Below are 15,740 nucleotides of genomic sequence, written 5' to 3'. Positions count from 1 at the left end.
CCATGGACAGGGACGCGTGACGGGCGGAGAAGACAGCGGCGGGGACCTTCCGGTAGGCGAGAGCGTCCCGCCCGCGCCCGTCGAGGCGGGCGGCCCCGAGGGCGCGCCCGGGGCCGAGCTGCGGTCGGTCGCGGCGGGCGGCGCCACGCTCTGGCTCACGCAGGCGCCCGGGTTCTCGCTGTGGCGCGGCGAGGTGGCCGCGCCGGATCGGCTGCGGATCGAGGGGCGCGACGGCTACCTCCACGAGCTCCGGCTCGAGCCGGTCGGCGCGCTGCGGCTCGGCCGCGTGGAGCGCGTGGGCGACGAGCGCAACGAGCTCGTCTACGCCGACGTGGCGTCGCGGCTCGCGGCCTCGCTGCGCCACGACGGCGTGCGCTGGTGGCTGCGCCGCCGCGAGGAGTGCAGCGTGCCCGTGCAGGTCGGCGCGCGGCACCTCGCGCGCGGGGAGGAATCGCCGCTCGTGCACGGCACCTTCGTCTGCGTCGGCGGCATGCGCGCGACGTTCTTCGACCGCCGCTACGCCGCGCTGTCGGTCCCCGCCGGGGCGGTGGACCCGGCGACGGGCCTGCTCGCGCGCGCCGGGCTGGAGCAGGAGTGCGCGTCGCTCCTCGCGCGGAAGGGCCAGGGCGCGCTCGTCCTGCTGCGGCCGATCGAGGCGGGCGCGCCCTCGCGCGCGGCGGCCGCCCTGGTCGCGGTGCACCGGCTGTGGCCGGATCTGCCTGTCGGCGACGCGGACGGCACGGCGGTGGTGCTCGTGCGGGGCGGCGCCGCGGAGGCGGCCGCCGCGGCCCGGCAGGCCCTGGAGGCCGCGGAGGCCGCGGGGCTCGGGGCGTTCGCGTGCGGCTACTTCACCATCGCCGGCGAGGCGGACGTGGCCGGCCGCGAGGTCGAGCTCGGCCTGCACGCGATTGCATCGCTCGCGGCGGAGCGCGAGCGGGGCGCATCGCTCGGGGCGGAGCGCGAGCGGGGCGCGTCGCTCGGGGCGGAGCGCGAGCGGGGCGCGGCGGGCGCGAACGGCGCGTCCACCCCCGTGGTGGAGCTCCGCGACGGCGCGGCCAGCGCGCGCTTCGCCGCGCCGTTCGAGGTGATCGAGGCGTCGCGGAGCGGGCGCCGGGCGACGGTCCTGTTCGGCATCGAGGAGCAGAGCGCGCTCGGCGGCGTCGGGCCGCACGTCATCGGGGCGCTCGCGCAGGAGCTCGCGGCGGTCGTCGCGACCCACGCGGGCGCCGGCGCGCTGATCGCGCCGCTCGCGCCCGGCGTGGTCGCCGCGTGTGTGCCCCGCAAGGCGGATCCGGCGGTGATGGCGAGCGCTGTGCAGTGCGACTGGCACGGCCGGCCGCCCATCCTGGACGGGAGGGTCGAGCACGCGCGGACCCTGTCGTGGGAGCTCCTGCACGACGCCGACGCGGGCGCGCGGGCGGCGGAGATCTCGCGCGAGTGCGGCGATCCGCACGGGGTGCTCTCGGCGCTGAGCGGCGGCCTGCCCTATCCCATCGCGGGGCGGGTGCGGGCGGCGATCGGGGCGTCGAGCGCGATCGAGCGGGTGAAGATGCTGTTCGACGTGCTCGAGGGCACGTGGCGCTTCATCGCGACGGTGCTCGTCTCGGCCTTCTTCAGCGGCGGCAGCGCGCCCCCGACCTCGGCGCGCGGCGGCGTCCCGAGCAGTCCGGGCGCGGGCGGGGCGGGCGCGGGCGGTCCAGGCGCGGGCGGGGCGCCTCCCGGGTGGGGCGCGTTGCTCGATTTCCACGGCCGCACGCGCACGCGCGACGGCCTTGCGCTCGGCGCGTGGCGCGAGCTCGCGCGCACGGCCGCGCGGGCGTTCGGCGACCGCGACGATCCGATCGGCTCGATGGCGAGGGAGGTGCTCGACGTCAAGCTGTCGCACAACCAGACGTTCGAGACGCTCTCGAACCTGATGCAGGCCGAGCGCAACCAGTTCGCGCACGGCCACTACACCGAGGCGCGGGCGGCCGCGGATCTGCCCGACTTCGAGCAGATGACGCGCGCGCTCCTGCGGGCGCAGCGGCCGCTCTGCGCGTGGACGCTGGTGACGGTCGAGAAGACGGAGCCGGACCTCTACGGCGATCTCCAGACCGTGGAGTTCATCGATCACACGGGCCCTTACGCGTCCGGGACGCGGCGCCGCATCGGGCTGAACTCCCCTGTTCGCCTGTCGAACGTGGTCTATCTGGCCCGCTTCCGCGAGGGGCTGATGCTGCCGCTCGAGCCGATGGTGCGGCGGCTCGCGCCGGACGACCGGTTCGATCTCTACTGGATGGATCACCTGCCGCGGCCGGGGACGTGCCATATGAGCGCGGTCGTCGCGGGCCGGGCGGTGAAGGCGCCCTGCGATCCGCGGCGCACGCCGCCGCTCCTGCGGGCGATGCTGGACGCCGCGGGCGGATGACGGGCTGAGCGCGGCGCGGTCGCGCAGGCGGAGCCGAGCAACCCCGAGGGAGGCTGCGATACGAGCGCTCGCGGCGCGCGAGGGGTGAGGGACGCCCCTTTCCACGCGCGATCAGGGCAAGAGGACGAGCCGCACGCCGAGGCTCAACCATGCGTGAAGCGCCGTCTCGGGGATCCGGCCGCTCGCGTCGGGCACCTCCACGCCATCGAGCTCGAAGGTCATCGACGAATACTCACCCAGCGACATGGCGAGCACCGGCCCCATGCCGAAGGCGCTGTTGATCCGGAAATCGACGCCGGCCATGAGGTGCGCGAACTCGAGCCCCACCAGGGACAGGCTGGCGTCGCGACCGCTGCCGCTCATGGAGAGCGTCGCGATCTCCAGGCCGGCGCCATAGCCGAGCCAGGGGTTTACCTTGCCATCCGGATTGAGATGCACCTGCATCTCGGGGCCCATCCGGAAGGTCCGCGCCGAACAGGAGATGAGGCCCGAGCTGCACTGCGCTTCTATCGCGCTGCCCGGGGTACCGAGCCCCAGACCCGCGTAGACGCCGATGAAGAGGTCGGCGCTGGCCTTGCCGCCCAGCTCGACCAGGATAGGCGCCTGCCCTCCGAACATCCTCGAGAGATCGTCGGAGCTGGCGCCCGTCGCGCCACCCTTCGGGATCGCGTAGCCCAGGCGGATCGCCATCTGAAACCCGTTCGCCGTCGGCGGAGCGCCGTCCGCGGGCTCCCTGACGGCGAGATCGCCGTACGCGGGATACGCGACCGGGAGAGCGTTGTACACAGGGGCCGCGATGGGAGGAGCGACGCCCGTCATGGGAGGACCACCGCCCGCCGGCGCTGCGCCGGGGGATGGACCTGCCGTGGGCGCGTACGGCGCAGGGGAGACCGGCGATGCCACGCCGGCCTCGCGGTCCGGCGGGGGGATCGGTGCGGGAGTCGGCGCATCGGCCGGCGGTGGCGGCGGGCCCCCCTGCGGCGCGGCGCTCGGTGATGGCAGCGGGGCCGCCTGCGGCGCGGCGGTCGGCGATGGCAGCGGGGCCGCCTGCGGCGCGGTGGTCGGCGGTGGGGAAGGTGCAGGAGCCTGCGCCAGGACCGAGCCGGCAAGGAGCAGCGTGAGCGAGAAAGAGAGCGCCGCGAGTGCCATGGGAGGCTGCACCAGAGTTGTCATCGGAAGACCTCTGCACCGACGCCGCGACCGATGGAGAGCTCGTCAGGCGGAGCGTCGGATGGACTTCATCTGCCAGGCGATGGGCAGACGGCGCTTACGCCTCATCGACCCGTAAATGTCCAGTTGCTGTCGGCATGTCAGCACAACCGCCGTCCGCGCACCAGCGCTTCACGTCAGGGCGACGTCGAGAGGGCTCGCGCGGCCGTCGCCGCGTCGCGCGGACGCGCGGGAGCGACCCGGAGGGCCGATGACCTCCCCGTGAGCCGCGCCCGCCTCCTCTCAGGAGGTGACGCCCGCGCCGCTCTCGGTTCACTTCGGGGCTCGACGGCGCCGCGAGGCGCGTTCCCTCGTCCGCCAGCCGCTCCCTCGGCCTGTCGATGCCGCAGAGGTGGCGGTCGTGGTATCCTCCGTGCCAGGCCATGTCAGACGTCGAGTCCACGGCCCGTCCGCCCGCTGCACCTCGTCCGGCCGCCGCTCCCCGCCGCCGGATGGGACCTCACGTCTACAGCCGCCCGCCCGAGCCGGTGTACTTCCCCGAAGCCGAAGAAGTGCCCGAGACGAACCGCCACCTGGAGCTCCGCACCGCGCTGTACCTCATCCTCAAGCGCGAGCTCGCGCACACGGCGACCCTCGGCTCAGAGCAGTTCGTCTACTGGGACCCGAGGACCTCGAAGAAGCGCCTCGCTCCCGACGCCTTCGTCCGGCTGGGTATGCCTCATCGTACCTTCCGCACCTGGAAGATCTGGCTGCACGGCGCGCCTGACCTCGGGGTCGAGATCGTGAGCGACTCGGACGAGGGCGAGCCCGACTGGGACGAGAAGCTCGAGCGCTACCGCGCCGCGGGCATCCCGGAGGTCGTGCGCTTCGATCCCGAGGATCGAGAGCGACCGATCCGCATCTGGGACGCGCTCGACGGCGATCTCGTGGAGCGGGCGTCCGACGACCCCGATCTGCGCGCTTGCGAGACGCTGGGCCTCTGGTGGACCGTCGTGCAAGACCCGTCGCTCGGCCCGATGCTCCGGCTGGCGCGCGACCGCGAAGGCCACGATCTGCTGCCGACGCCGGACGAGGCGGAGAGCAAGGCGCGCGAGGCCGAGAGCAAGGCGCGCGAGGCGGAGAGCAAGGCGCGCGAAGCGAACGACAAGCTGCAGGCCGAGGTGCAGGCGCTGCGGGCAGAGCTGGCGCAAGCCCGAGGGAAACGGAAGACGCGGCGACGCTCCCGGGGATGAGGCGCTCGCCTCGCCCCGGGGAGGCCGTCTCCCCGCGGGAGCTCCCGATGCGTCCAGGGCTCTTGGCCACATCCTGGGTGAGCGTGCTCGGCGCTCTGTGCGCGAGCTCTGCGGTGAACCTCAAGCCGCGCGGGCGACGCTCGTTCTCCCGCTCCCTGTTGCTCCCCAGCCGCTGCCCGCCCGGACGACGCCGCACGGCGGCGCCCGTGTATCTCGTCTAGAATAGCGATCACGTTGATCGAGCGAGAGACAAACCGCCAAGACACCAAGGACGCCAAGATAAGATTCTCTTCTTGGCGTCCTTGGTGTCTTGGCGGTTCGAAATTCTGCGCTTCCCAGGCAGTTTCAACCCGTTTGTCGCTCTAGCTGGTCTCCTTCGGCTTTCGCGGCCGCGGGAGGTTGTACTTCTCGATCTTGGTGACGAGCGTGCGCCGCGAGATGCCGAGCACCTTCGCGGCATACGTCTGGTTCCCCACACACTTCTCGAGCGCGTCGACGATGCGCTGCCTCTCGTTCGGAGCCGACGCGAGCGCCTGCGGCGTGGTCCCCTCTGTCCCGCGCGGGGCCATCGGCTCTTCTGGGCGGCTCTTCACCTCGTGGTCCCGCGCGGCGGCGCCCGGCGCTGGGGCCCGAGGCGCGGCGCCCGCCGTCATCCTGGGCGGCAGGTGCTCCGGGAGAAGGCGATCGCCGGCGCAGAGCATGACGGCGCGCTCCATCGCGTTGCGCAGCTCCCGGATGTTGCCCGGCCAAGGATAGCGCTCGAGCAGCGCGACGGCCTCGCCCGAGAGCGCGGGGATCTGCGATCGCTCGAACGCCTTGCAGGCTTTCGCCGCGAAGAGCTCGGCGAGCGGGGCGATGTCGGCGACGCGCTGGCGCAGCGGCGGAATCGTCAGCGTCACCCCGTTCAGCCGGAAATAGAGATCTTGCCGGAAGGCCCCGCGCGCGACATCGGCCTCGAGATCGCGGTGGGTGGCGGAGAGGAAGCGGACATCGATGCTGCGCGGGACCCGGCCGCCGACGCGGAGCACCTGGTGCTCTTCGAGCACGCGCAGGAGCTTGACCTGGATCGTCTGCGGCAGCTCGCCCACCTCGTCGAGGAACACCGTGCCCCCGTCGGCCGCCTCGAACAACCCCGGCCGCGCCTGGACCGCCCCGGTGAAGGCGCCCTTCTCGTGACCGAAGAGCTCGCTCTCCAGGAGCGACTCGGACAGCGCAGCACAGTTGAGCCCGAGAAAGGGCCCTCGCGCGCGGGCAGGCGAAGAACGGCGGTGGATGGCCTGAGCCAGCACCTCCTTGCCGGTGCCGGTCTCTCCGAGCAGAAGGACGCTGATGCGGCCCGGGGCGGCGAGATAGGCCTGCTCGTAGAGGGCCCGCATGGCCGGGTCCCGCAGGACGAGTTCGCCGCTCCCGTCGGACGCGGCGGGCGAGCGCCCGCCGGCGGAAGGTGAGCTCCCGGCGGCCTGGGTCCGGCGGATGACCACGAAGACCGAACCCAGGGTGATGCATTCGCCGGGCGCGATATCGATCGTCTGCTTCGAGACCTGGCGCAGCTCTTCTGTCTTCACCGTCTCGACGGCCGCGAGCGGCGCCTGGACGAAGGTCGCGTTCGTGCCGCCCAGATCTTCGAGCCGCAGCTGGGGTCCGAGGTGCAGGATCGCGTGCCGGCGCGAGACGGAACGGTGGTTGATGCAGATGTCGTTGTCGGAGGAGCGGCCGATAGAGACAGAGCCGCTCTCGGGCAGGGGGTAGGCCACGACCCCGTCGCTGGCGAACACCGCGAGCTCCCGGAGCACCTTCTCTCCAGAGAGGCACGCCGCGGCGCGACCCTTCGGGGGCGCCGCGCTGGCCGGCTGGCTCCGACGTGAACGATCCATACTCACCGATCCTTTCTACACCTCGATGGCGCTTCCAGGGAAGGTGCGGTGAGCTCGACGTGCCGGAGCGCCCGACGTGCAACGGTAGGATGAAGCGCGTCGCCGTGGTCGCGGAGCCGGAGCGCCGCCACCAGCTCTCTCGCCGCGCTCGGCAAGCCGGCCGAAGCTCCAGCACGCTCGCCTGGTATCGCCTGTTGGCGGAAGATTGCCGTTCTGCTGGAAGAGCGCCCGCCTGCCTTGCGAGACGCTCGGTGACGCTGCGTGACCGCACGCACGGGTGCAGCGGGGCCCAGATAGCTCGCCACCGGCGGGCGCCCGGCGCCTTGCCGGCTTTTGCCAGGAGGCAGTATCTTCGGCCGACATCGATGTGGACCAGAGGGCACCGCAGGCCATGACGCAAGTGCGACGCGACCATCTCGGCACGGGCGGCATCACGGCGCCGGCGAGCGGGACAGCGACCGAGAACCTGCCTGGCCGCCCCGGCCCGCGCGGCACCGACTCTCCGCCCGGGCAGCACGAGCCGCTCCCACCGGGGACGTGGGTCGACCACTACGAGATCATCCGCGAGCTCGGGCACGGCGGCATGGGCGCCGTGTATCTCGCCCGCGACACCAAGCTCGGGCGCCGGGTCGCCATCAAGCTCATGCAGCGCGACCGGCCGTCGTTCACCGAGCGCTTCATCGTCGAGGCGCGGAACACCGCGCGGTGCAGCCACGAAAACATCGTCGTCATCCACGATGTCAGCGAGTTTCAGGGCAATCCGTTCATCGTGCTCGAGTACCTGAAAGGACAGACCCTCCACGCCCTCGCGGCCGGCGGGACGATGCCGGTCGGCCGGGCGGTGCAGCTCATGGTGCCGGTGTTGCGCGCCCTGGCTTGCGCGCACGAGCATCAGATCATCCACCGCGATCTCAAGCCCGACAACATCTTCGTCACCGAGTCCGGCGCGATCAAGGTCCTCGATTTCGGCATCTCCAAGGTCGTCCACGAGAGCGAGCTCGAGCCGATGGTGACGGCGATGGCGACCACCGTGGAGGTGCTGCCGCCGGCCCGCAGGCTCACGCAGCGGGGCGCGCTCATCGGCACGCTCCCCTACCTGTCGCCCGAGCAGTGGAACGGCGAGGAGCTCGATTATCGGTCCGATCTGTGGGCGATCGGGATCATCTTGTATCAGCTGCTGGTCGGCAAGCATCCGCTCTCGCCGCTGTCCTGGGAGCAGCTGCTGCTCACCGGGGTGCTGGAGCAGCCCATGCCCAGCGCTCACGACGCGAGCGTGGCCATACCGCCCGCGCTCGCGGACGTCATCGATGGTTGCCTCCAGAAGCACCGGGACAAGCGCATCGCCAGCGCGACCGACGCCCTCGCGGCGCTCGAGCGCCTGCTCCCCGGCCGCGAAGGCCGGGAGCTCGGGGACGCCGAGAGCCCGTACGCTGGCCTCACCGCGTTCCAGGAGGCGGACGCGAACCGGTTCTTCGGCCGCTCACGCGATATCGCCACGGTCATCGCGCGCCTGCCCGAACATCCGCTCATCGGCATCGTCGGCCCGTCCGGGGTCGGCAAATCGTCGTTCGTCCGCGCCGGTGTCATACCGGCGCTCAAGCACTCGGGCGACGAGTGGGAGTCGTTCGTCGTGCGCCCGGGACGCCAGCCCGTCGCCGCGCTCGTCCGGGTGCTGGCGACCGTCGCCCGCGACCGCAACGCGGACACGACCGACGCCGCCGACGTCCCTGACGGGGACGATGGCGGCCACCTCCGCGATCTGGCGAGCAGGCTCGGCAGCGAGCCGGGATTCCTCGGGGCGAGCCTGCGCGAGCGAGCGCGCAAACGGGGCTGCAAGATCGCCTTGTTCGTCGACCAGTTCGAGGAGCTCTACACGCTCACGCCCGACGCCAAGGAACGGCTGAAGTTCACCCAGGCGCTCCTGAGCGTGGCCGACGACCCGACGTCGCCGCTGCGCGTGATCCTGTCGATCCGCTCCGACTTCCTCGATCGTGTGGCCGAGGACAGCCGGTTCATGGCCGAGCTCGACAAGGCGCTGTATTTCCTCGTCCAGCCCGACCGCGAAGGCCTGCGCGAGGCCATCGTCAGACCGGCCGAGCTGGTCGGCTACCGGTTCGAGACCCCGTCCATCGTCGATGAGATGCTCGAACAGCTCGAAGCGTCGACCGGGGCGCTGCCGCTCCTCCAGTTCGCGGCCAGCAAGCTCTGGGACGGCCGCGACGTGGCGCGGAAGCGCCTGACCCAGCGCGCGTACCAGGAGCTTGGCGGGGTCGAGGGCGCCCTGGCAAGCCACGCCAACGCGGTGCTGAGCGGGCTCGCACCGCAGGAACAGACCCTGGTCCGCGCCATCTTCCTGCAGCTCGTCACCCCGGAGCGGACGCGCGCGATCGCGTCGGTGAACGAGCTGCGCGAGCTGTGGCACGAGCCGGAGGTCATGCAGCGGCTGATCGACGAGCTGGTCGACGCCCGCCTGCTCGTGACCCAGCCCGGCGAGAGCGAGGCCGGCTCGCTCGTCGAGATCGTGCACGAATCGCTGATCCGCAGCTGGCCGATGCTCGAGCACTGGCTCGACGAGCACGCCGAGGACGCGCCGTACCTCGAACAGCTCGACGCCGTGGCCAGGCAGTGGGACCGGAAGGGCCGTCCGAACGGACTGCTCTGGCGCGGCGAGGCGGCCGCCGAGGCGGAGGTGTGGTATCGCCGCTACCGCGGCCTGCTCCTGCGCGTACAGACGGACTACCTGCATGGCGTGCTGGCGCTGGCGGCGCACGGGCGGCGCACGAAGCGGCTGGTGGTCGTCGCGACCATCGCCGTCCTGTCGCTGCTGGTCGTCACGGCGGGCGTCGGGCTCATCGTCGTCAACGACGCCAGGAAGGAGGCCCGCGCCGCCGAGAGCGTGGCGGTGGAGAAGGAGCGGACCATCCGGCGGCAGTACGACGAGCTCCAGGCCGAAAAGACGGCCAAGAAGCGAGCCGAGGACAAGGCCGACACGTTCAGGCAGAAGGCCGACGAAGCCTCGACCCAGGTCGAGCTCAGCAAAGATCAGCTGAAGGCGAAGAACCGCGAGCTGACCGCGGCGCTCGAACAGGCGCGCAGGAACGAAGAGGTCGCCAGGAAATCGGCCGAGCTGGCGCTGCACAAGACCGAGGAGGCCCGGCGCGCCAAGGACGAGCTGGAGGTCCTGTACAAGCTCGAACAGGACCGGCTCGATCGCGAGAAGGCGCGGGTCAAGGAGCTGGAGCGCGAGCTGGGCGCGAAGCGCAGCACGAAGTTGAACTAGAGCGCCGATCACGTTGATCAAGCGAGAAATGAACCGCCAAGACGCCATAAGACGCCAAGGAAATAGAAAATCTTGGCGTCTTATGGCGTCTTGGCGGTTCGAAATTCTGCGTTTTTTCAGGCAGCTTCAGCCCGCTTGTCGCTCTAGGGAAAGGGGGCCCCGCCCGTCAGGCTGATGGAATCATAACCGGTGTTGTTGCGCTCGTCGGACTCGCTCACCAGCGATGGGTTGTCGGCGATGACGCCCACGTACTCGATGCCAGCGTGCCCCCTGGGAATGGTGCCACGGCAGGTGACCATCTGCGATCCGCCCGCTGGAATGGAGAGTGGATTGTCGCAGCTGCCGATCCGAGCGCCGAAGCTGAAGTTGTTCGGGACGCCGGAGAGGTACATCTCAACGCTGAACGAGCCCACGAGGCTGCCTCCTTGATTGCCGATGCGCGCCGAGCAGCGGATCTCGCCCGGGGACGTCGCGCTCTGGGGACAGTCGACCGAGGATACCACCAGATCGGCCAGGCTCTGCTGGATAGAGACCGCGGCGTGACCGGTGTTGTTCTTCTCGTCGGCCTCGTTCACCCGAGACACACTGTCGGCGATGATGCCCACGTACTGGGGGCCGGTCTGCCCCGCTGGAATGGAGCCGCTGCAGGTGATCGTCTGTGACTGCCCTGCGAAGAGGCTGGGGCTGTCACAGGCGCCGATCCGCGTGGCGAAGCCGGCGATGTTTGCATCGCGAGACAGGCGCATCTCGTTGCTGAACGAGCTCGCGGCGCTGCCTCCTTGATTGCTGATGCGCACCGAGCAGCGGATCTCGCCCGGGGACGTCGCGCTCCGGGGGCACTCCACCGAGGATACCACCAGGTCGGCGGGGCCCGGATCGAGCTGGATCGCGTCATAACCGGTGTTGTCGTCACCGCTCGGCTCGGCGCTGAAAATCGGGCCATGGGTGACGATGCCCACGTTCTGGAGGCCGATGAGCCCGCTTGGAATGGTGCCATCGCACGTGATCGTCGTCGAGCCGCCTGCTGTCAAGCTGACGCGATCGCAGGTGCCGATCAGGGTGTCGAACGTCGTAATGTTTGTGTCTTGAGACAGCCGCATCTCGCCGCTGATCGAGCTCGCGAAGCCGTCTCCTTGGTTGCGGATGCGCACCGAGCAGCTGATCGTCCCCGGGGACGTCGCGCGCGCCGGGCAGTCCACCGAGGACACCACCAGGTTGGGCGGGCCCTCCTGGATGAGGCGAAGATGCCAGTCGTGCTCGGTGTTGTTGCTCTCGTCGGACTCAGGCACGGTATCCTCGCTGTCGGCTACGGCGCCCACGAGCCAAGAGCCGATCATCATCTCCCGAGGCCTCGTGAAGGCGCAGGAGATCGTTCGCGACGATCCGGCCCCCACGCCGGAGACCTGGCACGTATTCAGGAGCAGATCGGGATCGGCGATGAGCTCGTCGCTGGATAGACGCAGATCGACGAGGAACGGATCGGTGTCCTGCTTGCCGATATTGGCGACGACCACCAGGCACTCGTGTTCATCGATGCTCGAAGGCGACTCGCAGTACACCGAGGAGATGACCAGATCGGCCGGCGGCACGTAGTCTGAATCCACCACGACCGCCTCGTAGCCGAGGTTGTTGGTCTCGTCGAGCTCGGCGACCGCGCCCGAGCTGTCGGCGACGAAACCCAGGTACCAGGTGTCGGCCTCGGTCGCGGGCGGAACCGTGCCGCTGCAAGCGACGGTCGACGTCGAGCCAGCCGCGAGGGCGGCCGAGCTACAGCTGCCGAGCAGCGCGCCACCGCTGGAGAAGGTCCCATCGCTCGAAAGCAACAATTGGTTCTCGAACGCGCCTGTATCGGCGGTTCCCTGGTTGACGAGCACCACCTCGCACGAGACCGGACCGCCGGCCTCGATCGGCCGATCGCAGTCGAACGACGCGACCGCCAGGTCGGCGCCCCGCGGTCCGCAATCGCTGTAGCACGTGGAAGACGTCTCCCAGGCGTCGCAGGTGCCATCGCCGCAGGCCTCGGGACAGTCTGCCCGGTCGCACGAGGCGTAGCGCGCATCGCGTACGCACATCCAGGCGCCGTCCGAGGCGCTGCCCGCCAGAGGAGCGGCGGCGCAGCGGCTCTCTCCGGGCGACCAGTGCTCGAAGGTCAGCTCGTAGCCGGGCTCGTCCAGCGATTTCGCCGGCTCGACAAGCGGCAGACCCACGACAAACAGGCGCTGTGCTGCGTCGTCGGCGGGCGCGCCGTCCGCCTGCTCGCACGACCAGCGCGCGCGGTCGAGCCGATAGGCAGGCCCGAAGCCGGAGACCAGCGCGCCGTCGATCTTCCAGCCCAGCGAACGCTGCTCCACGATGATCTCGGCGGTGACGATGCCGGCGGTGGGGAGCGGGATGCCGTACTCGTCCTTCAACGCGCATTTGAGCTCATAATCCTGGGGAGCGTGCGCTGGCAAGACCTCGTGGCGCCCGTGCGGCGAGGTGGTGTCCAGATCCAGCTCCGGCGTGTCGTGGAGGCGCACGACGGGACGGCAGCTACGAGCCCGCTCATCGGTCGCGGACGCGCACGGCCGGCGACACTCGAGAGCGACGGAGACGCTGCGAGCCCAGTCTGGAGATTCACCGTCCGTGCCTCGGGAGAGAGCTACTTCGATGACCTGGTCGTCGTCCACCTGGGCGGCGAACTCGACGGCATACGTGCCCGGCCCACCGTCGACCGGCGGGTGCGCCACCATGGCCCCCACGCCGCGATTCAATCCCAGGCACAGCTTTCCTGGGAGCGAACCGTCGACGTAGCTGTGCGAGTGTCGATGCTCGCACACAACGCGCGACTCCCACCCCGTGTTCAAGGACCACCCGTCGATGACCCCGAGCGGCACGGGCGGCGGGGCCGCGCCGCCGCTGCAGCCGAGCTCCGTGATCGGCTCGAGCGGACCGGGAAACAGGGTTTCCGGCGGCTCCGAGCAGGAGCACAGAACGATGGCACACACCGCGCTCAGCAGGGTTCGGCTCTCATGGGTCATAGGCGTGTCTGTCGTGTCTTGTGTTCGGCGTTGTACCATTGCACGCTCTGGCAGGAGCCCGCTGCTCACTGCGGATTGCAGTCGGCCGGGCAGCTCTCTCCTGGGCTGCACAGGAAGTCGCCGCAGACCGGCGGGCAAACGCCGCAATCCTGCGGACAGAGGACGCAGGTCTCCAGCTGCGCGTTGCAGACGCCATCTCCGCAGCGCGGAAGCGAGTCGTCGCAGTCGCCGGCGCCGGCGGGAGGACAGGAGGGAGCGCAATAGCTCCAGCAGTCGGGATCGCTGCATCCAATCAGGCCGTCTCCGTCGTTGTCGAACCCGTGGAGGCAGGTCTCGTAGACCTGGTCCCCGCGATGATAGGAGAATTGCCACGTGTCGGCCGTCGCGCTCGGGAAGTCCTCGCCGCCGCCGAAGAGAACGACGCGGCTGCGAACGGCGTCGTAGGCCATCGCGGCGAACGCCCTCGGCGCGGGGGAGGAGGCGGGGGTAACTTCGCTCCAGAGGCTGCCGTCCCACTCCCACGTATCGGCGCGGTAGATTCCGTCGAAGCCGCCGAGGAGCACGACGCGCCGCCGGGCGGGGTTGTAGGCCATGGAATGGCCGTACCGAGGCGACGGCGTGGTACCGGAAGAGGGAAGCTCCGACCATCGCGAGCCGTCCCACCTCCATGTGTCGTTGAGCGCCGAATCGCCTCGGCCGCCAAAGAGGACGACCCCGCCGCGCTCGGCGTCGTAGGCCATGGCGTGGTCGTATCGGGGAGGGGGAGAACGACCGGAGCGGGCCACCTCGATCCAGTCCGTGCCGTCCCACTCCCAGGTGTCGCCCCGAGCCCGGTCGCCGAACTCGCCGCCGAAGAGGACGACCCGGCGACGCGCGGCGTCGTAGGCCATCGCATGTCCAAATCTCACGGGAGGAGAGATTGCAGGGGTGAGCCGCGTCCAATCCGCACCGTCCCACGCCCACGTCTCACCCCAGCCGTACAGGAAGGTGCGATCGCGACCGACATCGTAGGCCATCTTGGCGCAGCATGGGGGAGAGGAGCTCGGGGTGCGCTCGGTCCAGGTCGCGCCGTTCCACTCCCAGGTGTCGGTGGCCCCTGCGACGTCGCCGCCGAACAGCAGGACGCGGCTGCGCGCTGTGTCATAGGCCACCGCCGCGCTCCATCGACCACCTGGCGAGGCGTCGGCGAAGGTATGCTTGGTCCACTCGGCGCCATCCCAGAGCCATGTCTCGCCATCGTCGACGACGACGACGCGGCCGCGCGCGACGTCGTAGACCATCGCGTTGTCCACCGAGGAGGGCGAAGACCCGGCGGGCAGCCGCTTGGTCCAGCCGGCGCCGTCCCATTCCCAGGTGCTGGAGCCGAGTAGAAGGACGATGCGGCCACGAGAAGCGTCGTAAGCCATCGCGTGTGCGGCATCCCAAGCCAGCGAGGGGCCGACGGAGAGCCGCTCGGTCCATGTCGTCCCATCCCACTCCCAGGTATCCTGGAGAGTAGAAGTGTCCTGGAAACGAGCGTCGTAATAGATGCCCCCATAGAGCACGATGCGATTGCGCGCGGCGTCGTAGGCCATCATATGATCGAATCGAGGAGACGGCCTGGACGAGCCCACAGGGGTGATCTCGGCCCAGGCTGTGCCGTCCCACTCCCAGGTGTCGTCGAGCCCAGTGTTCAGCGCGCGAGAGCCGCCGAACAGGGTGATCCGGCGTCGCGCAGGGTCGTAGGTCATCGTGTGAGCATGCCGGGGCCCGGGCGAGGAGCCAGCCGGCCTGACCTCTGTCCACGTCCTTCCATCCCACGTCCATGTATCGTCGCGGCTCGTACCCCCGGCGAAGCCGCCGAACAGCACGACGCGCCTGCGTGCGGCGTCATAGGCCATCGCGTGGTCAGCGCGCGGCGACGGGGAGGCTCCGGTGGGGGTGGTCCTGATCCAGGTCGTACCGTCCCACTCCCAGGTCTCGTTGTTCAGATCGTCGAAGCGGCCCTTCCCGCCGAAGAGGACGGTGCGCCCGCGGGCGGCATCGTAGGCCATCGCGTAGGACGACGAGGACGAGAGGGCGGTGAACGTGTGCTCGACCCAGAGAGGCTCCTCGGCGACACAGCTGGACGTGCAGCCGTCGCAGCTCAGCGCATTGCCGTCGTCGCACAGCTCGCCGGGGATGATATCGACATATCCGTTGCCGCAGCTCTCGTCGGACCGGCAGTCCGGCGTACAGCCGTCGTCGGCGGCAAGGTTGCCGTCGTCGCACACCTCGCCGGTGTCCTGGATACCGTCGCCACATCGTCGCGGCTGGCAATTCGGCCGACATTCCGCGTCGGGATCGCGCGAGTTCGCCGAGCCTTCGTCACATATCTCGAAGAACTCGTCGTCGAGGATCCCATCTCCGCAGAGCGGAATCGCGCAGTTCGCCTGGCAGCCGTCGCCGTCGACGTTGTTGCCGTCGTCACACGCCTCCGTCTTCGGATCGACGACCCCGTCGCCGCATTTCTCCGTCGAGCTGCAGTCCGCCGAACAGCCATCCCTGTCCAGATTGTTGCCGTCGTCGCAGGCCTCGTCCGGGGCGTCGACGATGCCATTGCCGCACCTGAACCGGATGCAGATGTCCTGGTTCGCCGCGCAGAAGGTCCCAGCGGGACATCGCCGTCCGTTGGGACACAGCGTCGATGTCGTCTCCACGCAGGCGGCGCCGGCCAGCCAGCAGCCAAGGAGGAGGGCGAACGCTGCCGTTCGCATCACGCCATTCATCCGTCGGCTC

General features: G+C 70.2%; 7 protein-coding genes. 3 read left to right on the top strand and 4 right to left on the bottom strand.

Annotated elements, in window-relative coordinates:
- Positions 1-16: 16 nt before the first annotated feature.
- Positions 17-2,407: a hypothetical protein gene (locus tag WMF27_RS25900; RefSeq protein WP_437766205.1), complete on the top strand. Its 2,391-nt coding sequence runs from the start codon at positions 17-19 to the stop codon at positions 2,405-2,407.
- A 111-nt stretch (positions 2,408-2,518) separates the two neighbouring features.
- Here WMF27_RS25900 and WMF27_RS25895 read toward each other — a convergent pair whose 3' ends face one another.
- Positions 2,519-3,580 carry a hypothetical protein gene (locus WMF27_RS25895; RefSeq protein ID WP_437766206.1) on the bottom strand — a complete coding sequence of 354 codons (1,062 nt, stop codon included), beginning with the start codon at positions 3,578-3,580 and terminating at the stop codon, positions 2,519-2,521.
- 488 nt (positions 3,581-4,068) lie between these two features.
- Here WMF27_RS25895 and WMF27_RS25890 point away from each other — a divergent pair, with 488 nt between their 5' ends.
- Positions 4,069-4,809, top strand: a complete 741-nt coding sequence (locus WMF27_RS25890; RefSeq protein WP_437766207.1) for a Uma2 family endonuclease — start codon at positions 4,069-4,071, stop codon at positions 4,807-4,809.
- Positions 4,810-5,171: 362 nt separating this feature from the next.
- Here WMF27_RS25890 and WMF27_RS25885 read toward each other — a convergent pair whose 3' ends face one another.
- Complete coding sequence (locus tag WMF27_RS25885; protein WP_437766208.1) at positions 5,172-6,683, bottom strand: sigma 54-interacting transcriptional regulator; 1,512 nt, start codon at positions 6,681-6,683, stop codon at positions 5,172-5,174.
- 391 nt (positions 6,684-7,074) lie between these two features.
- Between WMF27_RS25885 and WMF27_RS25880 the strand changes: the two genes are divergently transcribed.
- A complete protein-coding gene (locus tag WMF27_RS25880; RefSeq protein ID WP_437766209.1) occupies positions 7,075-9,963 on the top strand; it encodes an nSTAND1 domain-containing NTPase in 2,889 nt (962 codons plus the stop codon).
- 143 nt (positions 9,964-10,106) lie between these two features.
- Here the strand turns inward: WMF27_RS25880 and WMF27_RS25875 are convergent, their stop codons facing one another.
- Positions 10,107-12,035, bottom strand: coding sequence for a CARDB domain-containing protein (locus WMF27_RS25875; protein WP_437944541.1), 1,929 nt, complete (start codon positions 12,033-12,035; stop codon positions 10,107-10,109).
- A 1,013-nt stretch (positions 12,036-13,048) separates the two neighbouring features.
- The gene (locus WMF27_RS25870; protein ID WP_437766210.1) at positions 13,049-15,730 is read right to left on the bottom strand and encodes a Kelch repeat-containing protein; all 2,682 of its coding nucleotides are present in this window, start codon (positions 15,728-15,730) and stop codon (positions 13,049-13,051) included.
- Positions 15,731-15,740: the final 10 nt, after the last annotated feature.

It is taken from the genome of Sorangium sp. So ce281 (assembly GCF_051527395.1).
Classification (GTDB): Bacteria; Myxococcota_A; Polyangia; order Polyangiales; family Polyangiaceae; genus Sorangium; species Sorangium cellulosum_B.
The sequence above is the reverse complement of the archived record's forward strand: the minus strand, read 5'-3'. Positions and strand labels throughout refer to the sequence as shown.